27 protein-coding genes and 1 pseudogene are annotated in these 26,437 nt (G+C 42.2%); 20 read left to right on the top strand and 8 right to left on the bottom strand.

All coding sequences use genetic code 11. The features are described from left to right. The first annotated feature begins 23 nt into the window (after window positions 1–23). The 12 genes and pseudogenes from LRS05_RS06545 (at window position 24) to LRS05_RS17235 (ending at window position 13,378) form a co-directional block, all read left to right on the top strand. A pseudogene (locus LRS05_RS06545) lies at window positions 24–1,296 on the top strand (adenylosuccinate synthase). A gap of 200 nt (window positions 1,297–1,496) precedes the next feature. Then, window positions 1,497–3,122, top strand: a complete 1,626-nt coding sequence (locus LRS05_RS06540; protein WP_257867571.1) for an OstA-like protein — start codon at window positions 1,497–1,499, stop codon at window positions 3,120–3,122. A 70-nt stretch (window positions 3,123–3,192) separates the two neighbouring features. Further along, on the top strand, window positions 3,193–4,380 hold the full coding sequence (locus LRS05_RS06535) for an aspartate aminotransferase family protein (RefSeq protein WP_257867570.1): 1,188 nt from the start codon (window positions 3,193–3,195) through the stop codon (window positions 4,378–4,380). Between the two features lie 112 nt (window positions 4,381–4,492). Further along, complete coding sequence (locus tag LRS05_RS06530; protein ID WP_257867569.1) at window positions 4,493–5,893, top strand: lipopolysaccharide assembly protein LapB; 1,401 nt, start codon at window positions 4,493–4,495, stop codon at window positions 5,891–5,893. A 42-nt stretch (window positions 5,894–5,935) separates the two neighbouring features. Continuing rightward, window positions 5,936–6,319, top strand: a complete 384-nt coding sequence (locus tag LRS05_RS06525; protein WP_257867568.1) for a hypothetical protein — start codon at window positions 5,936–5,938, stop codon at window positions 6,317–6,319. 105 nt (window positions 6,320–6,424) lie between these two features. Beyond that, window positions 6,425–6,850, top strand: coding sequence for a hypothetical protein (locus tag LRS05_RS06520; protein ID WP_257867567.1), 426 nt, complete (start codon window positions 6,425–6,427; stop codon window positions 6,848–6,850). Between the two features lies 1 nt (window position 6,851). Further along, complete coding sequence (locus tag LRS05_RS06515) at window positions 6,852–7,592, top strand: shikimate dehydrogenase (protein ID WP_257867566.1); 741 nt, start codon at window positions 6,852–6,854, stop codon at window positions 7,590–7,592. 115 nt (window positions 7,593–7,707) lie between these two features. Continuing rightward, a complete protein-coding gene (locus LRS05_RS17245) occupies window positions 7,708–8,880 on the top strand; it encodes a DUF349 domain-containing protein (RefSeq protein ID WP_308224846.1) in 1,173 nt (390 codons plus the stop codon). 29 nt (window positions 8,881–8,909) lie between these two features. Beyond that, a complete protein-coding gene (locus LRS05_RS17240; protein WP_308224844.1) occupies window positions 8,910–9,836 on the top strand; it encodes a DUF349 domain-containing protein in 927 nt (308 codons plus the stop codon). Between the two features lie 578 nt (window positions 9,837–10,414). After that, window positions 10,415–12,184: a BREX-1 system adenine-specific DNA-methyltransferase PglX gene (locus LRS05_RS06505; RefSeq protein ID WP_257867565.1), complete on the top strand. Its 1,770-nt coding sequence runs from the start codon at window positions 10,415–10,417 to the stop codon at window positions 12,182–12,184. Beyond that, a complete protein-coding gene (locus LRS05_RS17625) occupies window positions 12,162–12,356 on the top strand; it encodes an Eco57I restriction-modification methylase domain-containing protein (RefSeq protein ID WP_374707759.1) in 195 nt (64 codons plus the stop codon). The genes LRS05_RS06505 and LRS05_RS17625 overlap by 23 nt, the downstream gene beginning before the upstream one ends. Further along, window positions 12,308–13,378: a TaqI-like C-terminal specificity domain-containing protein gene (locus tag LRS05_RS17235; protein ID WP_308224964.1), complete on the top strand. Its 1,071-nt coding sequence runs from the start codon at window positions 12,308–12,310 to the stop codon at window positions 13,376–13,378. Before LRS05_RS17625 ends, LRS05_RS17235 begins: the two co-directional genes overlap by 49 nt. A gap of 492 nt (window positions 13,379–13,870) precedes the next feature. Here LRS05_RS17235 and LRS05_RS06495 read toward each other — a convergent pair whose 3' ends face one another. The 6 genes from LRS05_RS06495 to LRS05_RS06470 all read right to left on the bottom strand — a co-directional run bounded on the left by LRS05_RS06495 (window position 13,871) and on the right by LRS05_RS06470 (window position 17,510). Continuing rightward, window positions 13,871–15,001 (bottom strand): hypothetical protein, encoded by a 1,131-nt coding sequence (locus LRS05_RS06495; protein WP_257867564.1) that lies wholly within the window; start codon window positions 14,999–15,001, stop codon window positions 13,871–13,873. Then, entirely contained in the window at window positions 14,998–15,771 is a 774-nt protein-coding gene (gene mazG, locus LRS05_RS06490; RefSeq protein ID WP_257867563.1) for a nucleoside triphosphate pyrophosphohydrolase, read from the bottom strand. The genes LRS05_RS06495 and mazG overlap by 4 nt, the downstream gene beginning before the upstream one ends. Then, window positions 15,771–16,319, bottom strand: coding sequence for a hypothetical protein (locus LRS05_RS06485; protein ID WP_257867562.1), 549 nt, complete (start codon window positions 16,317–16,319; stop codon window positions 15,771–15,773). Before LRS05_RS06485 ends, mazG begins: the two co-directional genes overlap by 1 nt. 62 nt (window positions 16,320–16,381) lie before the next feature. Further along, entirely contained in the window at window positions 16,382–16,876 is a 495-nt protein-coding gene (locus LRS05_RS06480; protein ID WP_257867561.1) for a hypothetical protein, read from the bottom strand. A gap of 11 nt (window positions 16,877–16,887) precedes the next feature. Beyond that, window positions 16,888–17,160 (bottom strand): hypothetical protein, encoded by a 273-nt coding sequence (locus LRS05_RS06475; RefSeq protein WP_257867560.1) that lies wholly within the window; start codon window positions 17,158–17,160, stop codon window positions 16,888–16,890. A 98-nt stretch (window positions 17,161–17,258) separates the two neighbouring features. Then, entirely contained in the window at window positions 17,259–17,510 is a 252-nt protein-coding gene (locus tag LRS05_RS06470; protein WP_257867559.1) for a hypothetical protein, read from the bottom strand. A gap of 143 nt (window positions 17,511–17,653) precedes the next feature. Here LRS05_RS06470 and LRS05_RS06465 point away from each other — a divergent pair, with 143 nt between their 5' ends. From LRS05_RS06465 to LRS05_RS06455, 3 genes are read left to right on the top strand one after another with little or no spacing between them, the layout of a single operon-like run. Then, window positions 17,654–18,997, top strand: a complete 1,344-nt coding sequence (locus tag LRS05_RS06465; RefSeq protein WP_257869243.1) for a DEAD/DEAH box helicase — start codon at window positions 17,654–17,656, stop codon at window positions 18,995–18,997. Window positions 18,998–19,008: 11 nt separating this feature from the next. Further along, window positions 19,009–19,827: a type I restriction enzyme HsdR N-terminal domain-containing protein gene (locus LRS05_RS06460; RefSeq protein WP_257867558.1), complete on the top strand. Its 819-nt coding sequence runs from the start codon at window positions 19,009–19,011 to the stop codon at window positions 19,825–19,827. Next, window positions 19,814–20,167, top strand: coding sequence for a hypothetical protein (locus tag LRS05_RS06455; protein WP_257867557.1), 354 nt, complete (start codon window positions 19,814–19,816; stop codon window positions 20,165–20,167). Before LRS05_RS06460 ends, LRS05_RS06455 begins: the two co-directional genes overlap by 14 nt. On the opposite strand, the gene LRS05_RS06450 is transcribed toward LRS05_RS06455, so the two are convergent. Beyond that, on the bottom strand, window positions 20,151–21,260 hold the full coding sequence (locus LRS05_RS06450) for a lactonase family protein (RefSeq protein WP_257867556.1): 1,110 nt from the start codon (window positions 21,258–21,260) through the stop codon (window positions 20,151–20,153). The two genes, LRS05_RS06455 and LRS05_RS06450, sit on opposite strands and share 17 nt — an antisense overlap. A gap of 118 nt (window positions 21,261–21,378) precedes the next feature. Here LRS05_RS06450 and LRS05_RS06445 point away from each other — a divergent pair, with 118 nt between their 5' ends. From LRS05_RS06445 to LRS05_RS06425, 5 genes are all read left to right on the top strand, one after another. Then, on the top strand, window positions 21,379–23,304 hold the full coding sequence (locus LRS05_RS06445) for a BatA domain-containing protein (protein ID WP_257867555.1): 1,926 nt from the start codon (window positions 21,379–21,381) through the stop codon (window positions 23,302–23,304). Further along, window positions 23,301–24,560: a dihydroorotase family protein gene (locus LRS05_RS06440; protein WP_257867554.1), complete on the top strand. Its 1,260-nt coding sequence runs from the start codon at window positions 23,301–23,303 to the stop codon at window positions 24,558–24,560. Before LRS05_RS06445 ends, LRS05_RS06440 begins: the two co-directional genes overlap by 4 nt. A gap of 1 nt (window position 24,561) precedes the next feature. After that, on the top strand, window positions 24,562–25,014 hold the full coding sequence (locus LRS05_RS06435) for a hypothetical protein (protein WP_257867553.1): 453 nt from the start codon (window positions 24,562–24,564) through the stop codon (window positions 25,012–25,014). Beyond that, window positions 25,014–25,187, top strand: a complete 174-nt coding sequence (locus LRS05_RS17230) for a hypothetical protein (RefSeq protein ID WP_308224843.1) — start codon at window positions 25,014–25,016, stop codon at window positions 25,185–25,187. Before LRS05_RS06435 ends, LRS05_RS17230 begins: the two co-directional genes overlap by 1 nt. Window positions 25,188–25,335: 148 nt before the next feature. Then, window positions 25,336–25,986 (top strand): alpha/beta hydrolase, encoded by a 651-nt coding sequence (locus tag LRS05_RS06425; RefSeq protein ID WP_257867552.1) that lies wholly within the window; start codon window positions 25,336–25,338, stop codon window positions 25,984–25,986. Here the strand turns inward: LRS05_RS06425 and LRS05_RS06420 are convergent. Further along, complete coding sequence (locus LRS05_RS06420) at window positions 25,983–26,426, bottom strand: hypothetical protein (RefSeq protein ID WP_308224841.1); 444 nt, start codon at window positions 26,424–26,426, stop codon at window positions 25,983–25,985. The genes LRS05_RS06425 and LRS05_RS06420 overlap by 4 nt on opposite strands. Between the last annotated feature and the right edge of the window lie 11 nt (window positions 26,427–26,437).

Here is a 26,437-nt window from a genome sequence, read left to right as displayed (position 1 = left end):
ACACACAACAACACAAACAACGAATGACCGTAGATCTTTTATTAGGCTTGCAGTGGGGTGACGAAGGCAAAGGAAAAATTGTTGACGTCCTCACTTCGAAGTACGACATTATTGCCCGTTTTCAGGGCGGGCCAAACGCAGGCCACACACTTGAGTTTGATGGCATAAAGCATGTATTGCGCACCATCCCTTCAGGTATTTTCCACAAAAATTCGGTAAACATTATAGGCAACGGAGTGGTAATAGACCCTGTTGTCTTCCAGAAAGAGCTGGAAGGCCTTGAAAAATTCGATATTGATATACAATCGCGACTTTTTATTTCGCGAAAAGCACATCTTATCCTCCCAACCCACCGCCTGCTTGATGCCGCTTCTGAAACATCAAAAGGCAAAGCTAAAATAGGCTCTACCTTAAAAGGCATTGGCCCTACATATATGGACAAAACCGGCAGGAATGGTATCCGTGTGGGTGATATTGAGCTTGATGACTTTAAAGAGCGTTATCGTACGCTGGCAGACAAGCACCAGGCAATGATAGATTTTTACGGGGTTGAACTTGAGTATGATCTTGAGGAGCTTGAGGCAGAATTCTTTGCGGCAGTAGAAGTATTAAAAACCCTTAAATTCATCGATAGCGAAGAGTACCTAAATAAAGCCATGAAAGAAGGTAAATCAATCCTTGCGGAAGGCGCACAGGGTTCGCTTTTGGATATTGATTTTGGCACATACCCATTTGTAACATCATCAAATACCACTGCAGCCGGGGCATGTACCGGCCTTGGTATAGCACCAAACAGGGTGAAAGATGTGTTCGGGATATTTAAGGCATATACTACCCGTGTTGGCAGTGGCCCCTTCCCTACCGAGCTTTTTGATAAAGACGGAGAGACTATGGCCAGGGTAGGCAACGAATTCGGGTCGGTTACAGGCCGTGCAAGGCGCTGCGGCTGGCTTGACCTTGTAGCGCTTAAATATGCGGTACAGGTAAATGGTGTTACACAACTGTACATGATGAAGGGCGATGTACTCTCTGGTTTTGATACGTTAAAAGTTTGTACGGCGTATGAATATAAAGGTGAAAAACTTGATCACCTGCCTTATAACATAGAGCCTGAAAATGTAACTCCGGTTTTTGTAGAGAAAAAGGGCTGGGCGGCAGATTTAACCAGTATGACCACATATGATGAACTTCCAAAAGAACTTAAAGAGTACATTGAGTTTATAGAAAAAGAGCTTGAAGTACCTATTAAAGTAATTTCGGTTGGGTCCTGACAGGACACAGACTATACTGAAATAGATTTTAAGTTCACTTTCAAAAAACAGTCCACTTTGACAAGCTCAGTGTGACTGTTTTTTTTTATGCTATAACTTGCTAAGACAGTCAGACTGAGCTTGTAGAAGCAAGATACTATTAATAATTTGCGTACGTTATTAAATAGTAACGGCGCGGTTATTGTAATGCAAATTGCCGTAAATTTGCCACTTAATTTTTGAGCATTGAAAAAACTATTTTTCATTATACTGAGTTTCATGACGCTGAGCGCCTTTGCCCAGCAGAAAAAGCCTATACTCATAGAGCATTCGGATTTTATTGACATGAACCAGACCGAGATTCCGGGAGCTATTGTGTTTACCGGAAATGTTACGATACTACATGACGGCGTTCGCATAAAGTGCAACAAAGCCTATCACTTTAAGGACGAGAACTACGCCAAGCTGTTTGGTAATGTGCAGATGAATCAGGGCGATACGCTGTATATGAACAGCCGCTATGCAGAATACAACGGTAACAAGAAGTTTGCTTATGCCACCGGTAATGTTATGATGCGTTCGACAGACATGACGCTGACTACAGACACTATCAACTTCGACAGGAATATACAGCAGGCATATTATAATAGTTACGGGACGATTGTAAATGGCGAAAACACGCTTAGGAGTAAGTCGGGTAGGTCTTTTCTCAACCAGAAAAAATACCAGTTCACAACCGCGGTAACGCTTACAAACCCTAAGTATGTACTGAAATCGAATCACCTTGATTATTACACCAATTCAGGGCACGCGTATGTTTTTGGGCCATCAACAATCACCAGTAAAACGGATTACATCTACACTGAGAAAGGCTTTTATGACACCAAAAAGAACAAGGCGCATTTACTCACGAATTCGTATATAAAATATGATACCCAAATAATCCGGGGTGATAGTTTATATTATGACAGGGTAAAGCAATTTTCGTCTGCAACCCGAAATGTGCGGGTTACAGATACCGTCAACAAGTTCAAGGTTACGGGACACTATGCAGAAGTTTACCGCAATAAAGACTCGCTAATGATAACCAAGCGCGCGCTGGCAGCAACATTAGTGGAGCAGGACACTTTGTATACACATGCTAAACGTCTTGTGGTAACAGGCAAACCCGGAAGCAGGATAATGCGGGGGTATAACAATGCAAGGTTCTATAAAAGTGATATGAATGGCAAATGTGATTCCATCCATAGCGACGAGAAGCGCGGGCTTACGCAGCTTATAAAAAAACCCGTAGTATGGCAGGGCCAAAACCAGATGACGGGCGACATCATCCATATTATAGCCAATACCAAAACAGAGAAGATTGATTCGCTTAAGGTTATGGGTAATGCATTCATCATACAGCCCGATACAATCGGCACAGGGTATAACCAGATTAAAGGCAAAAACCTATATGGCAAATTCCGGGATAACAAGCTGTATGAAGTAGATATGGTAGGCAATGCTGAAAAAATTATCTACATGTATGATAAGACTGAGCTTTTCGGAATAGATAAAGGCGTTGGCAGTAAAATTCATCTGGAAATTGAAGATAACAAGATAACTACTGCTACACTTATCAAAAAAATAGAGAGCCAGATTTACCCTGACAAGGAATTGCCTCAAAACGTACGGAAGCTACGCGGCTTTACCTGGCGTGGTGATGAAATGATAAAAAGCAAGGATGACATTTTCCCACCTGAAGAGCAGGAATTGCATGATAAAATGATGAATGCCAGCAAAAAGACGCGAAAAAAGTCGACAAGCCTATGGATCCGCTGCAGCAAACTCTGGATTACGATAAAAAGAACCCGAAACCAAAAACTGCTGTAACACCACCTCCACCTGCAGAGTAGTTTCCAATCGCAGTTGCAATTTTTCAGTCACAACTGATTCAATTAAAATGATCAACGATTTTTATAAATACCAGGCGCAGACATCGCCGCACCCTCTGGCAATGGAAGTATCCCGCGCTGAAGGTTCTTATATATACGACACCAACGGAAAACCACATCTTGATTTTGTAGCGGGTGTTTCCGCAACCAGCCTTGGGCATAAGCACCCACGGGTAAACCAGGCGATTATACACCAGCTTAACACCTATTCGCATGTAATGGTGTATGGCGAATACGCACAGCACCCGGCTACGGAATTGTGCAGGCTTTTGGCTGAACATATGCCACCAAAGCTTAACAAAACCTACCTGACCAACTCCGGCACGGAAGCTACAGAAGGTGCATTAAAATTAGCCCGCCGTGTTACAGGCCGCAGCCAGCTTATTTCATGCAAGCATGCCTACCACGGTAATACCATGGGCTCTATGAGCGTGATGGGCCATGAAGAGCGTAAGCAAATATTCCGGCCGCTGGTGCCGGATGTAGATTTTATAACATTTAACAACGAAGAGGACCTTAAAAAAATAACGACAAAAACTGCAGGCATTATCTTGGAAACCATACAGGGTGGTGCAGGCTTCATTCAGCCTGAAAACGACTTCCTGAAGAAAGTTCGCCAGCGCTGTGATGAAGTGGGCGCGGTAATGATACTTGACGAGATTCAGCCGGGCTTCGGGCGCACAGGAAAACTATTTGGTTTTGAAAACTATAATGTTGTACCTGACGTAGTTATAATGGGTAAAGGCATGGGTGGCGGTATGCCGGTTGGTGCTTTTACAGCATCGGCAGAAATGATGGATTTGCTGAGCCACGACCCTAAGCTGGGACATATAACCACCTTTGGCGGACATCCGGTAATTGCTGCGGCGTGTTTGGCAACGCTGCGGGAAATAACAGAGACTGACATAATGGCGCAGGCTCTGGAGAAGGAAAAGCTGTTCAGGGAACTGCTTGTACATCCGCTTATAAAAGAAGTACGCGGTAAAGGACTGATGCTTGCCGCTATGACGGAAAGGCCTGATATTACTGATAAAGTGATACTGCGATGCCACGAACGCGGGCTGATATTGTTCTGGCTTTTGTTTGAAGGATGCGCTATAAGAATTACCCCGCCACTTACAATTTCTGAAGAAGAAATACGCGAGGGCTGTGGCATCATTATTGAAGTTATGAATGAAGTTCTTAGAGAGCTATAGAGAAAACAAATAATATAGTTGTTAATTATTTTGTTTAAAACAATTATAAATTAATTCTTTTTAGCATTAACATTTAGTAACTTTAAGAAGGATAATTTTAAACATAAGGAGTATGAATTTGAGTCACGAAGAAGAAGAAAACAGTTTATCCTTATCAAAGTTTGAATCGATGCTGAAGACCAACAAAGTTCTTTTCTTCGATTCTGAAGAGTTTGAAGACATCATACTTCATTACCTCGACACCGGAAAAATCAACCTTGCGAAAAAGGCCTTAAAACTCGGCCTGGAACAACATCCCAGGTCAACAGGCTTAAAATTAGTTCAGGTAGAATTATTAGTATTTGACGATAAACTTGACCTGGCAGAGAGGCTTCTTAACGAGCTTTATGCCCTGGAGCCTACCAACGAGGAGATATACATTCAGAAAGCAAATATTTACAGTAAAAGAGATGAGCACCAAAAAGCAGTTGACCTGCTGAAGATTGCCCTGAAATATACTGATGATTATGCCGATGTATATTCACTCATCGGAATGGAATATCTTTTTATGGATAATCTTGAGCTTGCTAAGGAGAATTTCATAAAGTGCCTTGAGGAAGATACCGAAGACCATTCAGCACTGTATAATGTAGTGTACTGTTTTGATTTTCTTGACCAGAACCTTGAGGCCATAGACTTTCTAAACAGCTTTATAGACAGGAATCCGTATAGCGAAGTAGCATGGCACCAGCTGGGCCGCCAGTATTACGCCATAAAAGATTATGAAGGCGCCTTGCGTGCATTTGATTATGCTACACTTATTGATGAGCATTTTCTTGGAGCATTCCTTGAAAAAGCGAAGTGTTTGGAAAGGCTAAAACGTTATGAAGAAGCCATTGCATGCTATAACATGACTATGGAACTTGACGACCCAACATCATACGCTTTGCTGCGCGTGGGCAAATGCCATGAAAAGCTGGGTGAACATGAGAAGGCGCTGAAGTTTTACTTAAAGACAGTACATGAAGACCCATTGCTGGACAAGGCGTGGATTGCGATTACAGATTTCTACATCCGCCGCAAAAATCACCAGAAGGCTTTGTATTACGTAAATAAAGCTTTGGGTATAGACAACGAGAATAAGCTGTACTGGAAGCGCTACGCCGTAATCAACAAAGCGCTTGGCTTCCACGAAGAGGCTGAAGAAGGCTACCGCAAAGCTGTAGAGTTTGGCGATTACCAGCTAGATACATGGCTGTTCTGGACTGATACGCTACAATTTCTGGGTGAGTTTGATACTGCAATCAATACGTTGCTTCAGGCGAGTGAATATTTCCCTGAAGAATATGAAATTGAGTACCGCCTTGCCGGGCTTTATTTCATGCAAAATGAGCATGACAAAGGAATTTTCCACCTGAGCAATGGCTTAAGGCACAACTTTAAGAACCACACGATTCTTGAAGAGCAATTTCCTGTAATATGGGATTTGCGGATTGTGCAGGAAGCTATAGATAAACAAAGGAAAAAGAAATAACTCATTTGAGCCTGATGTTTAGCCATCAGGCTTTTTATCTATATGAAAATCTTATTATATCTCGGAAGTTTTTTGATATCTTCCGTTGTTTTTGGGCAGCAAAAGGTAAATCAAAATCCTGAAAACAAGATATCAACTGAAACAATTTCTATGTTTCAATCATACGTATTTGATCACCGCTTTGTTGCACCAGAAGATATGCCAGCAGGTACTTACAGAATTGTCGTTTCTTTTGAAATAGAAAATAAAGTAATTAGCAATGTCAGCATTAAAAATGATCCTGGCTATGGTCTCAAAAAACATATAGAAAAAATTGTGCTCTCAATGCCGAAAGCCTATCCTGATTTAATTGAAAAGTTGAGAACACGAAGACAGGGAATGAAAGATTATATAAGCGTGCCCGTCACGATAAATATTAAGACCTAACATTTGTTGACCTTATAGTTATTTCATTGAAATTGACACCAATCATAACAATAAAGTAACGTTTTAAGTTGTAATAATTGTTATTATTGTGAAACGCTTTTAATTATGAAATTTTTGATTCTCTTTTCACTGGCTGCCATTTCGTCCAATGCACAGTGCGTACTGACAATTGACGAGCCTAATAAAAACATAATCCCTGACAGCATAACGATATACAATCCAAATGACGTTGACCGTTTACCAATAGTTACAAGTGGGATTGATAATTTTCGTGAAGAATTTATCTCAAAACTTCACAAACAATATAAGTTAAACAAAAACACACCTCACAGATTATACACAAGTTTTGTGATAGAACGTAATGGCACAATTTCAGGCGTAAAAATTGGTCACTATGGTAACAAAAGTGAAATTGTAATTATTGCAGAAAGAATTATACAATCAATTAAAGCCAAATGGATACCGGGCTTTATCAAAAACTATCCGGTAAGAACACTATACTCCTTACCTATCTTAATACGACACAATTAAAATGAAAAAGAAAGTTTACGGCCTGGTGGGCAGGAATATAGGCTATTCTTTTTCTGAAGGATATTTTGCTAAAAAATTTGCTGAAGAGGGACTTGCCAACTGCCGGTACCACAATTTTGACATTGATGACATTCGCGAATTGCCTGAAATTATTGAAAACACTGAAGGCCTGCGCGGACTTAATGTAACTATTCCGTATAAAGAAGAAGTTATTCCGTTGCTGGACTCCTTATCAAAAACGGCAAATGCAATTGGGGCAGTCAATACTATTGTAATCTCCAAAAAAGGGCTTAAGGGCTATAATACAGACCAGTATGGTTTTCGTAAAGCATTAAAACCAATGCTTGATATTCATCATAAAAAGGCATTGATTTTAGGAACCGGCGGTGCAGCAAAAGCAGTAGCCTATGCACTTCGTAAACTAAGGATCGAATATGATTTTGTATCACGTACGGCTACAGATGTGATTTTCTCATACGAATGCCTGAATAAGGAAGTTTTTGATGAATACCAGATTATAATCAACTCTACCCCTATCGGCACGTATCCAAACGTAGTTGAATATCCGCCAATAGATTACAGCCTTTTTACAAGAAACCATATCGCGTTTGACCTTACATACAACCCGTCTGAAACCGAATTTATGAAGCGTGCCGCACAATATGGCGCCTCCACTAAAAACGGTTATGAAATGCTGGTGTACCAAGCCGAAAAAGCCTGGAAAATCTGGAATAAAAAATAACAGTAATTATTTGCCAAACATTTTAAAATATGCCATCGTTCATGTTTTTCTTTGAATTGTTGGCAGGCTTTACTATCTTTCGGCATTAAACAGTATAAACTTAAGCATTTAAACAATGTTAGAAGAAAAGAATGATAACCTGCATAATGCAGACGGAAGTGAAAATGAAGGTATTAATGCATCGCAGCCTTTAGTACCGGGGCTTAACCCTGAAGTACCTGAAAGCACTGATGAACAGGAAGATATATCTGCCGTAAGAGAAACCGAAGGACAGATTTTCCAATATAGAGAAGATGATGTTGTAGAGGAACCTTCTGCAGAAGCGCACCAAGAGGCTGCTGCTCCGGTAGCTGTAGATTCAATTGAAAGCGCAATGATTGCAGAGGCTGAAGAAGCTCCGTCAAGAAGCGATGATACAGCGCAAAATGCAGTGGAAGCCATTGAGAGCAGTAATGCCGAGGCCGGTGAAGAAGAAGAAGAACATCATGACATTCCCATGCAAAATTATGAGGAACTTAGCATGGAACAGCTTGCAGCTGAACTTGAAACGCTTGCAGCAAATGATAATATTACTCAGGTAAAAAACCATATTGAAGAAATACGTAAAGAATTTTATTCTAAATATAACCACCTCATAGAGGAAAAGAAAGATGAATACAGCCATGAAAACAATGGTGATACATCAGGCTTTGAATACCATTTTCCGCTGAAAGCTAAGTTTGATGCGGCCTACAATAAATTCCGTGACAGGAAGAACAGCCACTTCAAAAAACTACAGAATGACCTGCAGGGCAACCTTGAAAAAAGGGTTGCGATCATTGATGAATTAAAGAATATAATTGATTCGGGCGAAAGTATTAACGATGCGCTGAAGCATGTAAATGACTTACGCGAACGCTGGAAAAACGCAGGACCTATTCCGCGTGATAAGTACAACCACGTGTGGAACAATTTCCATTTCCATATCGAGCGTTTTTACGACCATCTTCACCTTGACCGCGAGGCTCGTGATATGGATTTTAAACACAACCTGGAAAAGAAGCAGGGCATAATAGCGCGCGTGGAAGAGCTTGTAAATGAGCCGGATATAAATAAAGCATTCCGTGAGCTGCAGGGCCTTCACAAGATGTGGAAAGAAGAGATTGGGCCGGTATCGCGCGAACACCGCGAAAGCATCTGGGAGCGCTTCAGTGAGCTTACAAAACAGCTGCATGACAGGCGCGAAGCACAACAGGCTGAAGCCCGTGGCCGTGAGGAAGAGAACCTTGCAAAAAGAAAGAAATTATAGCCCAGATCAATGCTGTTGCTGCTGAAAAAGTGGAAGCCCACAGCGGCTGGCAGGGCCAGATAAATAAGGTAGAGGCGCTTCGCGAGCAATTCTTTAAAGCGGGTAAAGTACCGGCTGATGTAAATGAAGAAACATGGGCGGCGTTTAAGGAGGCTGTACGTAATTTTAATTCGCAAAAGAACTCATTCTACAAGGACATTAAAAAAGACCAGCAGGAAAACCTTAACCGCAAACTGGCGCTTGTCGAAAAAGCTAAGTCTCTGCAGGACAGTGATGACTTTGAGGCTACAACGCCTGTGATGAAGCAAATTCAGGAGGAATGGAAAACCATAGGCCATGTGCCGCGTAAGTTTTCTGACAGTGTTTGGAAGGACTTTAAGGCCGCATGCAACCATTATTTTGACAGGCTTCATGCCAAGCGAAATGAGGCCAGCAACGAGGAACTTGAGGCTTTTGAAAAGAAAAAAGAATATCTGGAAAGCCTGAAAGACTTTGAGCTTACAGGCGAACACAGGGCTGACCTCGACGCTATCAAAAAGCATATTGAAAACTGGAAAAACTTTGGGCGAGTGCCTCAGGCAAGACGACATATTGAGGGCAAGTTCAACAAGGTGCTTGACGCGCTTTTTGATAAGCTGAGCCTTAGTAAAAAAGATGCCGACATGGCGAAGTTCAGCAACAGGCTTGAGCAGCTGTCAGGTGGAGAAAACCCGCGCGGGCTGGAGAACGAGCAGATTTTCATCACGCGAAAAATTGATGAGTTGAAAGCCGAAATCAGGCAGCTAGAGAATAACATCCTGTTCTTTTCAAACTCGAAAGGGAAGGGTGAAAACCCGTTGGTGAAAGAGGTAAATAAGAACATCGAACGCCACAAAGAGGAGCTCAAAACATGGACAGATAAACTTCGTCAAATTCGTAATGTTAAGAAACAAAATGAGCAGAACGAGGGAGAATAATTTCCTATAAATTATTTCATAAATTCTTACAATAACAGAATCCGCAGGCTGAAAAGTGTGCGGATTTTGCTTTTCTCTCAGGAGGGTAATGTACAGCGATTAACACTTCTTTAACAGCATTCATTTTCATCACTTTTACATTTAAAATCTGAAAGATTTTTCTTCCTAACAAAATAATCGACGAACGGTAACTTTTTGAAAGGGTTTTGTAATGCGCTTCCGAAAATGCCATCGTAACTTTGCAGTCGGGTAATTGGGTTGGGTGTTGGGTATTGAAACACTTATATTTTTGTATTTCAAGTTTTGCTAAAGCGTTCTTTGAAATACTGGAATCATATTTAACCACATAGGTACATAGGCTTGTAGTAAGCATATTATTCGTACATAAATCTCGCAAAGTCGTCAAGCCGCAAAGTTTGGTGACGAGTGAAGCTAAATTCCCCTTCGCGGGTTAGGGGGCTTTAAAAGCAAAAAGCCGTCAATTGGAAGCTGACGGCTTTAAGTAAACGATTGGGCGTAACACCCTATCGCGATGCAAATATAGCAAAATTTTCCTATTTTTACACAAACCCACATCAATGCCATTATTCCAAAATGCTGTCCTGAACAAATATTTGGGCCAGGCTAATAAAACACTGCTGAAACAAAAATGGGAAACCTTTAAGGCTCATTTCCTTAACCCGGCTATCCAGCAAAATATACGCAACAGTAAAGAAGAGCAATATCAGGGGGAGTTCCTCATAGACCTGTTTGTGCACGTGTTGGGCTACACCAAAAACCCGGCGGCCGACTTTAACCTGACAACAGAATACAAAAATGTAAAGGACAGTAAAAAGGCTGACGGCGCCATATTATTTGACGGTAAAGTACGCGCGGTGATTGAGCTGAAAGGAACCAATACCGTAGACCTTGGTAAAATAGAAGTACAAGCTTTCGGTTACAAGAATAATCAGCCTGACTGTATTTACGTCATTACATCAAACTTTGAGAAGCTACGGCTGTATATTGACAATGCGGTTGAGCATGTTGAGTTTAACCTCTTCAGCCTTTCCGAAAAAGATTTCGCGCTGTTGTACCTGCTCCTTGCAAAAGATAACCTGGCAAACGGCGTTGCCAAAAAACTAAAAGACGAATCGGTAAGCCAGGAAGATGCCATCACTAAAAAACTATATAAAGATTATTCGCTGTTTAAGCGCACACTATATCAAAACCTTGTAGAGCTGAATCCGGACTACGACCCGCTTGAGCTTTTCAAGATTTCGCAAAAACTGCTTGACCGTTTCCTGTTCATCTTTTTTGCCGAAGACCGCAACCTGCTGCCCACCAATCTTATTTTCAGGATAAATAAAGAGTGGAAACAACTTCGGGAAATGCGTATTGAAGTATCGCTATATGACCGTTATAAAATCTATTTCAATGACCTGAATACCGGCGCAAAAGTTTCATTGCCCGCCTTTAGTGAAACCGCTGCGACCCAAAAAGAAGAACACCAGATATTCGCCTACAACGGCGGGCTGTTCCGTGAAGATGTAGTGCTTAATGCCATTAAAATTGATGATGATGTATTATATAAGCATACGGAAATACTGAGCCATTATGATTTTGCAAGCGAGGTTGACGTGAATATCCTCGGCCATATTTTCGAAAATTCGCTTAATGAGCTTGATGAGATTAAGGCGCAGCTTGAGGGTACAGCTATCGATAAAAGCAAAACGAAGCGCAAGAAAGACGGTGTTTTTTACACGCCCAAATACATCACCAAGTATATTGTTGACAATACCGTTGGCAAGCTATGTACTGATAAAAAGAAGGAACTTGACATTACCGATGATAATTACCAGCCTGCAAAGCAGCGTAGCCGTAAGCGCCTTGATGCCCTGCAGCAGTACCGCAAGTGGCTGCTGGAGTTAACCATATGCGACCCGGCCTGTGGCAGCGGTGCGTTCCTGAACCAGGCGCTTGAGTTTTTGATTGCTGAGCACCGCTATATTGATGAGCTTTCGGCGACGTATAACAACGACTCGCTGGTGCTGAGTGATGTTGAGGGAAGCATATTGGAGAACAACCTTTTTGGCGTCGACCTTAACGAGGAAAGCGTGGAGATTGCAAAGCTCTCCCTATGGCTGCGTACCGCACAGCCCCACCGGAAGCTGAATGACCTGAGCAACAACATTAAATGCGGCAACTCATTGATAGACGACCCCGACGTGGCCGGCGAAAAAGCCTTTAACTGGCAGCAGGAATTCTCGCATATTTTTGAAAAGGGCGGCTTTGATGTGGTAATTGGGAATCCGCCTTATGTAGACATTAAACAATTGAAAAATATTGACATTAGATACTTTTTTTGAAAAATACAAAACAACAGAAAATAGAATTAACCTATATTCAATTTTTATTGAGGCGGGCTTAGGTATCATTAGAGAAAAAGGAATACTATCTTATATCAATCCTAACTCAATGCTCGTTAACTCATCATACTCCAAATTGAGGAAACTTATACTTCCGCATACAAAAAAGTAATTAAACTTCCTGATAACATTTTCCAAGATGCAAAGGTTGAAACAATAATATTTGAACTTCAAAAAGATTCTCAAAACCAGTTTGTAGAGGTTATTAATTATCAAAAGTCTGAAATTATTTCATTTATAGACAATAATAAAATATTTCTATTAAATAAAAAAGACTGGATCAGTTCTGAAACATTTTCTCTCTACAACACATCATCTATAAATACTGTTGTAAGTAAAATTGAGAAAAGAAATATTGTCAAGCTGAAAGATATTGCTGACTTTACTTTAGGTATAACCCCATACGATAAATATAAAGGTCACGATGAAGAGACTATTAAAAACCGGACCTTTCATTCGAAAGTAAAAATTAATGAAAATTACAAGCCATTAATTACAGGTGAAAACATACACAGATATATAATTGATCCGAGTTGTAATGAATTTATTAATTACGGTGAATGGTTAGGTGCTAAAAGAGAAGAGAGATTTTTTACTGAACCCCGGATTTTAATTAGGCAAATAGTTTCAGGTAATCCTCTGAGACTTTATTGTGCCTATACTGAAGAGTCCTTATACTATACTCAAATAGGATTTGGGGTAATCTCTAAAAGTACTAAAAAGTTCGAGAATAAATATCTACTGGCAATCTTAAATTCAAGCTTGATTAATTTCTATCATAAGTATAAATTTCTTGATATTGAAAAACAATTATTTCAAAAGGTTCTAATAGCTAATGCAAAATCATTTCCTATAAAAAATATTCCGATTCGAAATCAAACTAAATTTTCTGAGAAAGTTGATAGTATTATAACTTTAACTAAAGGTTTATTTGACCACTCCCAAAAATTCCAACGCACCATTCAGCGCAAATTTAATCTTGACGATTTGCCGAAGAAATTGCAGGACTGGTACAAATTACCATACGGTGAGGTTATAAAAGAGCTGGCGAAGAAAAAGGTGAAACTATCTTTGGCAGAAGAAGCCGAGTGGGAAGAATATTTTTTGACTGAGCAAAAAAGGCGCTGGAGCTAAAATCCGCTATTGATGCCACCGATAAAGAAATAGACCGGATGGTATATGAACTCTATGGCCTCACACCGGAAGAAATAGAAATTGTAGAGAACAGTTAGAATCGAAATAATAAGAGGTCAGTCAGGCTGAGCTTGTCGAAGCCCAGTTAACCTACCTCGATTCCCGATAGCTAAGGGGGCAGTTTGACACCTTCGCTCAAGCCCGAAATAGTAAATCATGTAATTAAGAATCGCCTTATTTTATACAACAATGCTGTGAGGCCAAAAGCGATGGAACCAAATATCCAAAAACCAAATGTTATTGCCATTTGAGGCATCCCGCATCTTGGTTCAGGCTGTGCATCAGGAAAGAACAGGGATGGAAATACAAAAAAATTACAAGATAAGATAATCAGCGTCACCACCCATTTCAATCCCGGCTTTTTATTTTTGTCGCATAAGTAGTACAGTCCGATTTGGACAATACATACAAATATGATAAACGCTAAAATCATTACCTATAATCCGCCGTTACTGGTATAGTTCTTGACACAATCTGCGGCTCGCGTACTATCTTTTTCTCATAGCGCGGGGTTATGGTCTGGTCGGTATATTTTTCGTCTTTGTAAACGGTGTGCTCAATAATGGCCGACACCTTCACGGCAACATCAAGCGGCTGCACATAATTGTCGTTTTCCAGCAGCATGTAATACCTGCCCTGCAGCATGTTGGGTTCGGTAAAGCGTTTGTAGCCCGCTATGCCCTTGCCCCCATCGATAGTTTTGTAGGGCTTTTTCTGTTCGAAAAGCTTACGGTTGGCATCATTGGCAAGTGCGTATTGCACGTCCTCGCCATTTGTGGGAAGTATTAGGTTTGTAGCGGCGCCGGCTGCTATACCACCCAATGGAGAAGTAAACAGTGTAGTCGCGCCCTGTACAGCGCCCACAATCATCTTTCGGTTCTGCTTCCAGAACTCGTTTGACTCCTCACCTACGCCCACCCAGTATGCCCAGGCAATTACTTTTTTTGACTCGTTGCTGCCCTGCACATTCGCAGGAAGGTCAAACACCACCGATGCACGGTTATCGCCCATGTTGGCCATACTGCTCACGCGCTGGTTTTTGTCGAGTACAATCTCTTCATAGCGCTTTACCGATGCCGGAACCTTACGGGTTTTCTGTACCAGCAACGTGTCATAACCCACAACGGCATCTTTGACAATACTGTTCCAGATGGTGTCCTGCACGGTGCGCATCTTCACCGCGGTGTTAAAATCGCGCAATTCTTTAGAAGCCGGCACACGCTGAATTTTCACCTCACAGATTTTCTCAGTATCAGATGCATTATTGAACGTAAACCTGTACACCGCTTTTTGCGTTACGGTAAACTCACGGTTCTTCTCTTTCTTTATAGTGTACCCGCGGAACTTATATGTCTCAGGATATTCTGCCACAGCAATTTCACTTAGGAAACCCTCCTGAACCTCGGCTGTGAAGATTATCCTGTCGCCCGACGCAAAGCCATAAAGCAGCTCATAGGTTTTCCCGGGAAGCACTTTTATCTGCTGCTCGGTAACCATTATTTTTTGTGCGTTTGCGATAGCGGCGGTAAAGAATAATATCGCCAATAGAACCTGTCTCATCATAACTTTTTAGCCTCGTTCCAGAAAACATCCATCTCGGCCAGGGTCATATCCGCCAACGGCTTGCCAAGCTCAGTTGCTTTTGATTCAAGGTATTGAAAACGTTTTATAAACTTTTTGTTGGTACGCTCAAGCGCATCTTCGGGGTTGATATCCAAAAACCGTGCATAATTTATCATCGAGAAAAGCACATCGCCAAATTCCGACTCAATTTTTTCTTTATCACCGGCCTTAACCTCCTCCTGAAACTCGGCCAGCTCTTCCTGAACCTTATCCCATACTTGGTGCGGCTCTTCCCAGTCGAAGCCCACTCCTTTTGCCTTATCCTGAATGCGGCTGGCTTTTACCAATGCAGGCAGACTTTTGGGCACACCCTCCAACACCGATTTTTTGCCTTCTTTGAGCTTGAGCTTTTCCCAGTTTTGTTTTACCTGCTCTTCGTTTTCAACCTGCACATCGCCATATATATGAGGGTGGCGGTGTATGAGTTTATCGCAGATTTCATTAGCCACATCCGCCATATCGAAGTCGCCCGTCTCACTGCCAATCTTCGCGTAAAAAACGATGTGAAGGAGCAGGTCGCCCAGCTCTTTCTTCACCTCATTAAGGTTATTGTCGAGGATAGCATCGCCTAGTTCATACGTCTCCTCAATGGTAAGGTGGCGCAGGCTTTCGAGGGTCTGCTTCCTGTCCCAAGGGCATTTTTCCCGCAGGTCATCCATGATATCGAGCAGGCGGTTAAAAGCATCAAGCTGTTGCTGGCGGGTGTTCATTATTTATCGGTAGGTTTGGCTATGGGATTAATCTTTTCAGCACGGGGCAAAAGCGATGTCATGGTGGCAGTATCAAAACTTTTCAATGCTTTGGCTTCAGCGCCTTTTTCTTTAGACTCTGTTTCAAAAACAAGAATGTGTTCCGGAGTGAATTCCAGCACAATATAGTCATAACCGCCCGGGCGGCTGAATGTAAGCACCAGTGTTTTCGACTCGATAAACGGCAGGTAGTAGCCTGTTGGCATTGAAAGGCTGTAATCTTTTTTCAGCGGAAGCTTGTAGAAGTTCAGCTTGTTTTGCATTATAATCTTCGCATCACCAAAGTCATGCGTCGCAGCAGATGCTATAGGCTCACCTGCCTTACTGCAGTCATTGCTTTTCACGTAAAATTTATACAGTCCCGGCAAAACATCTTCGAAATGGATGTACTGTCCCGAAGCGAAAGACAGGCAGTGGAGTTTCTTTTCGGTAAGCTCTTCGCGATACTGTTGTGCAAAGGCACTTAGTGAGAACGCCAGTACCAGAAATAATGTTAGTTTCTTCATCATAACTTTAAAGTTCAAAAATAAAAAAACCTGCGGGTTTAATGCAGGTTTGCGTTGTTTATTGTTTAGAGGGCCTGCAGCAGTTCGCCAAAGCTTATATATACCTCATCACGGCCTTTAATTCGGTATTGGTAAGAATATTCCAGGTCACCCTCTAAAAAGTCTTTATAAAAGCGGGTATCGTGTACCATACGGTCATGAGCATCAGCATCCGGCGATGGTAAGGTAAGTTCTTTACTGGCCACACCTTCGGCAATAAACTCAAAACAGTCTTTCTCAAAAGTTTTTATGTTGCCTTCCACATCAAAACCCGGCGCGTCGGTATTTTTATAAATGTCGATATCAAGCGTTATGCCGTGGTCTTTATATTCGGCAGTAACACTGTGCTCATTCTCTTTGAATTTGAAATGCCCGTCTGTTTTGAAGAACTCCTTGAAGCTTTCAAACAGGTTCTTTATCTCGGCACGCTTCATTTCCTTACGCTTGTACTCATACTTTTTAAGGTACTCGTCGTGCTCAGTCTTTATGTCTATCTTTATCTTGAGAAAACCTACATCCATTGCTTTATCATTTACAGTTCAGCCACTTTAGGCTTGTAGAAGTTTACATAGAAAAAATTGTTAGGGTCAAGGCCTTCTTTTGCGAAAGTTGCCCTTACCGCTTCCGCCTTCGGGTCGGTTTGCGACTCGTTAAGCCCCAGGAATTCCAACAATTCGATAAGATTACTGAACTTGAAGCTTAGCTTGGTATTTAGCGAATACGGCGTGATGCTGTACTCGGCGGTATGTATTTCAACGCCTGCTTCGTGAAAGGCATCGCGTATAATTTTAAATTCTTCTTTCATGGCCTGGTCTTTTTATGTTCTAACAGCGGCTTACAAAAAAAGCCCCGGGCAATGCTTCGAAGCTTTTTTAAAACCAATTATATATAGTAAGTAATGAATTACAATTGTTCGTTTTTAACTATCTGCACTTTGCCTGCAGGTATGTCGGTTCCGGGGTCCTTCACCAGTAGCACGCCCAGTACATTAAGCGGAATGTCAATCGGTTCGCCGGATTCTCTAATCTCGTCAAGGATGTGCGAGTAGTCAGCCGGGTTCAGCACAAGCGAATCACCCTTGTCAATCCTTTTAGCAAAAAGATAATCACGGATTGCCGCTACAGATATATTCCCTAATGTTACGTGCTCAGACATTTTTCAGTGCTTTTGTTATTGCTAATTTAATACGCTTGTTTTTATTTTTTCTCAAGGTTATGTTAATTTACAGGGATTCCCTTACAGCTTCCTGAAAACGGTTGATTTTAAAAGTGCTATCTTTGCCGGAAATACTTCTGCCCATGGCTACTTTCCACGACCTTGACCTGCCCAAATCTTTACAGAAAGCCCTTGATGAACTTGGCTTTGAAAACGCCACGCCAATTCAGGAGAAGGCTATGCCCGTGATACTTTCGGGCCGCGACATGATGGGTATTGCACAGACAGGTACGGGTAAGACATTTGCCTATCTTCTACCGATATTGAAGCAGTGGAAGTTCGCCCCTACACATACGCCACGTGTGGTGATAATGGTACCGACCCGCGAACTAGTTGTGCAGGTGGTTGAAGAGGTTGAGAAACTTACAAAGTATATGTCAGTTCGTACTGTAGGTGTTTACGGTGGCGTAAACATCAATACGCAGAAGAAACAGGTGTATGAAGGTATAGACGTACTGGTTGGTACACCCGGCCGTATGATGGATCTCGCGCTTGATAATGTGGTGCGTTTTGATGAGACTAAAAAGCTAGTGATAGACGAGTTTGACGAGATACTGAACCTCGGGTTCCGTTTCCAAGTGACATCAATACTTAGCATGATGAAGGCTAAGAGGCAGAATATACTGTTTTCGGCTACAATGACGGATGATGTAGATGACATGCTGAATGATTTTTTTGATTTCCCGGAAGAGGTATCACTGGCGCCATCGGGTACGCCGCTGGAGAAGATCATGCAACAGGGTTACCATGTGCCGAACTTCCGTACCAAATTGAATTTACTGACGAAACTTTTGAACGGCGAAGGCATGGACCGTGTGCTTGTCTTCGTGAACAATAAACCGACCGCCGATATCGTGATGGCGCAGCTTGACGAGGTCTTCCCTGACCAGTTTGGCGTGATACACAGCAACAAATCACAAAATTACAGGCTCAACACCATGGCGGCTTTTCAGCGTGGTGAACTGCGCGGTATCGTGACTACCGATGTTATGGCGCGCGGACTTGATATTGCTGATGTGACGCATGTGGTAAACATGGAGTTCCCGGAAGTGCCTGAACAGTACATTCACCGTATTGGGCGTACCGGCCGTGCCGATAAGGAAGGTATAGCGCTAAGTTTCATTGTTCCGAGAGAAGAGGAATTCCAACTTTCTGCCGAACTTTTGATGGAAAAGGAAATCGACATCCAGCCAATACCGGAAGATGTGGAGATAAGCGACAAACTGTTTGAGTTTGAAAAAGTACGCCACAAAGTAAAACAGCTGCTGAAACGCCCCAAGCAGGAAGGCGGCGAGGCTTTCCACGAAAAGAAAGACAAGAATAAAAAAGTAAACCTTGGCGGGCCAGGCAAAACCAAACCCCGAAAAACCGCGCCGCGTAACCGGGCTGTTGAAGCGAAGAGAGCCGCGAAGAAGAAAAAGAAGTAAAGATTTGCTCTATGTTTGAACTCAAATTAAACAAGCATTATCCAAAGGTTATTGGTGATTTAACTCTTATATGTAATATTAGGGGACGCATTATATCACATACTCCTGAAGAAAATATACGTCAGGCCATTGTATCCTTTCTTGTGAAAGAAAAAGGTTATCCAAAGCAAAATATTGAAATTGAAGTTCCGATGTCAAGATTTGCTGAAGGTGCGTCAGGCAGAGCTGATATAATTATCTACAATAATCAACGAGACATTCTTTGTGTGATAGAATGTAAAAGACCAGGTGAACCTATAACGGATAATATTTTAGAGCAGGTTAAAAGATATGATGATATCTTACAGGCTGAAACAATTTGTATAGTACTTGGAAAATTATGTTATTTCTTTACATATAATGAATTAAACGAATGCGCTGTTTTAGCTACTGAATTTCCTACTTATAAGGAACTTGATGCAAAGGATATTTGTTATTCTGATAATAAAGCTGAGGAATTTAAGAGAATTCCATTTCGAAAAATTAAGCAAACTGATATCGATGATTTGATCTATGACGGTATAATAGGTGAAAATACTGAAGATAAATATTATCCTTTTCTTATAAATCTGTACAATTTTTTCATGGAAGAAGATGACAGGATGAAATTGGATAAAATTAAAGATATTGGGCTTAAAGCCATTAAATATGGAAATGCCGGAAGTGGTACATTTTATGGAAACTACAGATCATTTCTAGTCAATGAAAAATCTATAGTAAGTTTTTTCAATATCATCAATGACCCGAGGCGACGGATATCCGGTAAACACTTCATTGATGTTAGGTGTTGACACTTTAGGAAAATATCATTTATCACTTGAACTACGGGTTGACAAATATATTTCACTAAAAGAAAATCAAGCCACCATAACACATGACGGGACTATTACAGTTGGGAAATTAGGTGCATCAAAGAGGTCGGAATTAATAGATTTCGTCAAATCTAAAGCTCCACATTTGATAGTTGATGGAAAAGTTTTTCTTGGTGAATTGGATTTTAGTAACGATTTACTTTCATCTCAAAAACAAATATCAGATTTTATACACAATTGTATTGACTATGCCTTAGTCAGAGATGAATTTAGGGAAATAAAAAAAGGTATTGCTAATAATTCTACTTCGCCTCAGTAAACACCAAACAAACCGGCGAACACAAATCAATCCGCTTGCAGTTGTCTTCAAGCATACCGGTGGTCTTATTGCGTTTGAAGATACTGATACTGCTACTGTTTTGGTGGCCTACAAGCACATGGTTATCTTTCGGGTCAATGGCCAGGTTCCGCGGGCTGTCGCCATCCGTAGGTAGTTGCTGTACCATCTTTATCATCCCGTTGCTGTGCACTTTAAAAACTGAAATTGTATTGGCATCGCCCCTGTTGGTGGCGTAGAGATACTTTCCGTCACGCGTAAATTTAATGTCGGCACCGCCATTCTTACCGGTTGCTCCCGGCATTACCAGACTCGTTTCCTGTATCTTCTCAACTTTCTGGTTAATGTAGCTATACGCCACAAGGCTGGCATCCAACTCATGCAACACATAAAAGAAAATTCCGTTAGGGTTGAATACTAAGTGGCGCGGACCACTTCCCGGCTTGGCATCAATAGTTTCTTTTAAAGTCAGGGTTTTGCTGCCTCCGTCAGGGTTGTAGGCATAAATATAGATTTTATCTGTACCTAAGTCATTACAAAATACGTACTTCTTATCCGGGCTAAAATACACCATGTGTACATGTGCTTTCTCCTGGCGCTCTTTGTTTATGCTGTTGCCGGTATGCTGTACCACCTGTTTCGCTTCTGTGAGTCCGCCATCGTTACGCCTATGATACACCACTAGTGAACCCCCGCCATAGTTAGCCGTAATCACATTCTTTTCATCGGCAATGATATAACACGGGCTGTCACCCTCGCTGTCCTTTTTATTGATGAAGTCAATCTTACCGTTGGCCTTGTTATACTTAAACGAACTAATCGTACTCTTCTCACCATTCTCATTTACGCTGTAAATGAATTTCTTATCCGGCGAAACTGCCAAAAAGCTTGGGCTTATCACCCCCTTAGTAACGCTTTTAGGTTTCACCTCAGCTGTGTTTGCATTATATTCATAAACATATATACCCTCGCTCCTGCACTTATCGGTATAAGTGCCAACAACTAGGTTAAATGTGTCCTGTGCAGCAGCGTTAGTCATAATCAGCAGGAATAGGGCCAGGCGAAATAATTTCATGGTAAAGCAAGTTAAGCACAACAAAAGTAAATGATTTAAATATTATGTGAAATTTATACCGAGGCAATCGTTCCTGCGTTATTGTAAAAATTAGTATTTTTGACAAACTTTCAAGCGGATGCAATTTAAAAATCCTGAAATTCTTTACTTCTTATTTTTACTTGTAATTCCCGTACTTGTACATTTATTCCAGCTTCGCCGCTTCAAGAAAGAGTATTTTACCAACGTACGCTTCCTGCGAGAGCTGAGTATGCAGACACGGAAAAGCTCGGTCATCAAGAAATGGCTGCTGCTTGCTGTGCGTTTGCTCCTCCTCGCCTGCCTTATCATAGCCTTTGCGCAGCCGTTCTTCAAAGCGAGCGAAAGCAACAAGTCCGGCAACGAAATGGTAATACTGCTTGACAACTCTTTTTCTATGCAGGCCAAGGGCAGCCGTGGTGAGCTGCTGAAGCGTGCCGTACAGGACGTCCTTGAGAATACGCCTGAAACACAAAAAATATCACTGCTTACAACCACGGGAGCTTTTTATGATACCGATGTAAAATCCATACGCGCCGACCTGATGGCGATGCCGTACAGCCCGGTGCCTTTCCGCCCTGACTTTTTAATGGCGAAGGCAAATGCTAAAAATCCGGCTACAGGTAAAGATTATGTTGTAATTACCGATGCTGTAGGACTTGACGATAAAATGGTAAGCAAATTGCCGGAAGGCAGCACCGCCTACGCAATAACCCCTGAAGCGCAGAACAAAAATAACGTCGCCGTCGATAGCGTATATATTGCCCAAACGCTTGATAACTTCTATGAGATAAACGTAAGCTTGCAGGCGTATGGTGAGTTTGAGAATGACATTCCGGTCGCTCTTTACAATGGCAAAAACCTGATTGCAAAAACGGTGGTGAAGTTTGACACACCGAAGAAAACCAGCCCATTTACCATCCCCAAAAAGGATTTCCATGGGTATGTGTCGGTTTCCGATAATAGCCTGGCGTATGACAACACCTACTACTTCAGCATCTCAAAACCGCAAAAGTCCAATGTATTGGCAATAGGCGATGCTGCGAAGAATAATTTCCTTTCGAGAATTTATACCGAAGATGAATTCAACTATACTGCTCAGGAGTTACGCGCCCTTGATTACAACAGCATAGAAAAACAGGATGCCGTTATCCTGAACGAACTTGCTGAGATTCCGCAATCGCTTGTCACTACGCTGAAAGATTTTTATGCGAAAGGCGGTAATGTGGTAATCATTCCTGCACAGACAGCTACCACGCAAAACCTCAACACTGCCCTTGCATCATTCGGAAACATTACCTTCCGGGGAAGTGCAACAGGCGAAAGGCAAATTACGAAAATAGCCTTCAGCCACCCGTTGTACAGCGGTGTATTTGAGAAAAAAGTGAACAACTTTCAGTACCCGAAAACCAATACCGGGTTTGTACTTGGAAATGGCAGTCAGGTTTTAACGTATGACGATAACACGCCGTTCCTGGCATCAGTTACTAACAAGCTGGGCAATGTATATATATTTTCGGCAGCGATAAATAAAGAAAACAGCAACTTCCAAAACTCACCGCTTATTGTACCGACCTTTTACAATATGGCGCAGAACAACGGTAAGACAGGCATAAGCGCCATAACAATAGGCCGCAGCCAGAGCCTTGTGGTTGATGCACAGCTGGGCAAAGATGAGTCGCTGTCGGTGAAAGGCACAGATGCAAGTTTCATACCGATGCAGCAGCTGCTTGATAATAAAGTAAAGCTGTCTTTCGGCGATTATCCTGAAACGGCGGGCAATTACAGCATCACTAAAAATGATGAAAGCATAAAGAATATCAGCTTTAATTACCCGCGCACAGAAAGCGACCTGAGTGCATCTAACCCGGGGGTGCTGGGTGAATTCACAAAGGCATCATCTGTAGAGACGGTGTTTAATGATATTACGTCACACCGCACCGCCAGCGAACTGTGGAAATGGTTTGTGATGGGTACGCTGCTGTTTTTACTGCTTGAACTATTCATACAAAAATTTGTAAAATGAACCTGATCTTTAAAAATGCTGTTATAATTGATAAAGAGAGTACGTTTCACAACAAACAGGCCGATATCATCGTTGCGGATGGCATCATCAAACAAATAGGCCAAAAGCTGACGGCAGGTGATGGCTTTGAAGTAGTGGAACTAAATGGCCTGCATATCTCCCAGGGATGGTTTGACAGTTCGGTAAGCCTGGGCGAGCCGGGTTATGAAGACAGGGAGACCATCGCAAACGGATTAAATGTGGCGGCAATGAGCGGATTTACAGATATCGCTTTACAGCCTAATGCCAACCCCATAGCCGACAGCCAGAGCCATATTTCTTTCCTGAAAGCTAAAGGAGGGGGACACGCTGCAAACCTTCACCCAATAGGCGCTTTGACAAAAGGCAGCGAAGGAAAGGACATTGCTGAAATGTATGACATGGCCAATGCCGGGGCGGTTGCTTTCGGTGACTATAATAAATCGCAACAGGACGCGGGCCTGATGAAAATCGCGCTGCAATATGTGCAGGATTTTGACGGGCTTGTTATAGCCTACTGCCAGGATGAAAAGATTAAAGGCAAAGGTGTGGTGCATGAAGGTGCAGTGAGCACCAGGCTTGGGCTAAAGGGAATTCCTGCACTTGCCGAAGAATTGATGGTAGCCCGAAACCTTTCGGTACTGGAATACACCGGCGGCAAAATGCACATCCCTACTATATCTACGGCAGGGTCGGTGAAATTGATAAAGGAGGCTAAAGCTAAGGGGTTAAATGTGACCTGCAGTGTTGCTGTACATCATTTGATATTGACCCATGAAGTACTTACAGGGTTTGACAGCCGTTACAAGATTGCCCCGCCGTTGCGCCCGGAAAGTGACAGACAGGCGCTGATTGCTGCTGTGAAAGACGGTACAATAGATATCATCACGAGCGATCACAACCCTATTGACATCGAAAATAAAAAGCTGGAGTTTGACCTGGCTAAAGACGGCACCATCGGGCTGGAGAGTGCTTTCGGGGCATTGATGACGGTACTGCCGGTTGATGTTATTGTAGAAAAGCTGACAGCAGGCAAGGCTATATTTAGGGTTGAAACGAATAAAATTGCAGAAGGTGCAACGGTATCCTTTACATTATTCTCCACTGAAGGTGAAAGCACTTTCACCAAGGAAAACATCCTTTCAAAATCGAAGAATTCTGCATTTCTGGGTCAGCCGGTGAAAGGCAAAGTGTATGGTATTTACAATAACGGAAAACTCGTTTTAAACAATAAATAAGATGAAAAAGCTAATGATTTTGGCGTGCTCGGCAATAGTATTTGCCGCATGCGATAAAGTTCATGACAAGGCAAAAGATACATTGAACAAAACAGGAGAGCGCGTTGGTGAAGCTGCTACTGAAGTGGCTGAAGGCATAAGCGAAGGTGTGGAGCGTACGTTTGATTCAAAAATTGAACTGTCGGAAGAGCTGAAAGCAAAGGGCCTTTCTACAGGCAAATTTTATGTAGAGGAAGACAGCATCACGAACAATGATAACAAGCTTGTAATCTACCTTATTGCCGATAAGCCTATTAAGCAGGACATTACGTTTAAGGCTATCAATAAAAAAGGTACAGAGACCGGCCGTAAAAAAATAGCGGTAGACATGAAGGCCGGAGATGCGGTTTACCAGGATGTGGTTTTTGACCCGCGCACCGATATTGAAGTACGTAGCACAATTAAAATTGAGTAATGGATAATTCTGTTGAAAGCGGTAAGACAAATGCCATTATAGCCTATCTTACCATCATTGGAACTATCATCGCGATGGTGCAGAACAGCGAACCGAAGAACCCGTTTGCATCGTTCCATATACGGCAGGCGCTGGGATTGATGCTGTTCTTTTTGCGCTTGGATACCCTGTAAGCGGGTTTGACAGTTGGGCGATATCGTCAGCGTTTTACATCTTCTTTTTCATCTTGTGGATGTACGGCTTTATTGGCGCACTGCAAGGCCAGATGAACAAAATTCCGCTACTGGGCGGGCTTTTCCAAAACCTGTTTAAAAACCTGTAATGAACAACCTTTCACTTTACCACCTGGATCGCGAACCGAAAAACAAGCTTGATAAAAACCCGCTGTTGCTGCTGCTTCACGGCTATGGCAGCAATGAGGAAGACCTGTTTTCTTTCGCAACGCAACTTCCTGATGAGTACCTGATAATCTCTGCACGCGCACCACATGCAATTCCGCCGTATGGCAATGCATGGTACGCCATCAATTTTGATGCAGACATGAACAAATTCAGCGATGATGTACAGGCAGCAGCCTCACGCGACCTTATTGCAAAATTTATTGATGAAGTGGTTACCAACTATCCTGTTGATAAAGATAAAGTTACACTTATAGGCTTTAGCCAGGGCGCAATACTTAGCTATGCCGCAGCGCTTACCTACCCTGATAAGATTGCACGCGTTGCTGCACTAAGCGGCTACTTCAATCCTGATATTATTGACAGTGTAGATAAGGAAAAGGCTGCGAAACTTCAGTTCTTTATTTCCCACGGTAGCGTTGACCAGGTAATTCCTATTGAATGGGCGCGTAAGGCTCCGGAAGCTTTAAAAAATTTCGGGATAATGGCTGAATACCATGAGTACCCGGTAGGCCATGGCGTTGCCCCGCAAAATTTTTATGACCTGTTGGACTGGCTCAATAAAACGGCTTAGGCCTTAAACTTCCAGTCGAATTCATCGTCCTTTACATTAATGATAGCGCCGAGTTCAACCTTTACAACCCTTCCAAATTCTACCTGGAAGATGACCCAGTTTGTTTCGTTGAAGTAATTATCAACCGTATCAAAGCTTTCTTTTTCGAAAGCTTTTATTTTGTTGTCACCTGCAATCTTCTCAGCAGTCTTCCAGTCCTGCCCTATTACTTTTTGTCCGAACAATTCCAGTTCAGGGTGTGAAGCGATAATATACCCCAGGCGGAAGTCTTCATCCGCATAAAAAGTTAGCCGCAACATTTGAGCATTATACAGCCAGATGATGTTCTTATCTTCGTCTTTGTATGTCTTGTCTGGTTCGCCGTAAAGGGCTCTTACGTCCTTTTCTTTCATCCCGAAAAGGAGCTTATCAATGCCTGACTTAAGTTTGATGTTCAACATGTACTAAACTT

The organism is Flavobacterium sp. J372 (assembly GCF_024699965.1).
GTDB lineage: Bacteria > Bacteroidota > Bacteroidia > Flavobacteriales > Flavobacteriaceae > Flavobacterium.
This window is presented reverse-complemented; position numbering and strand designations above follow the sequence as displayed.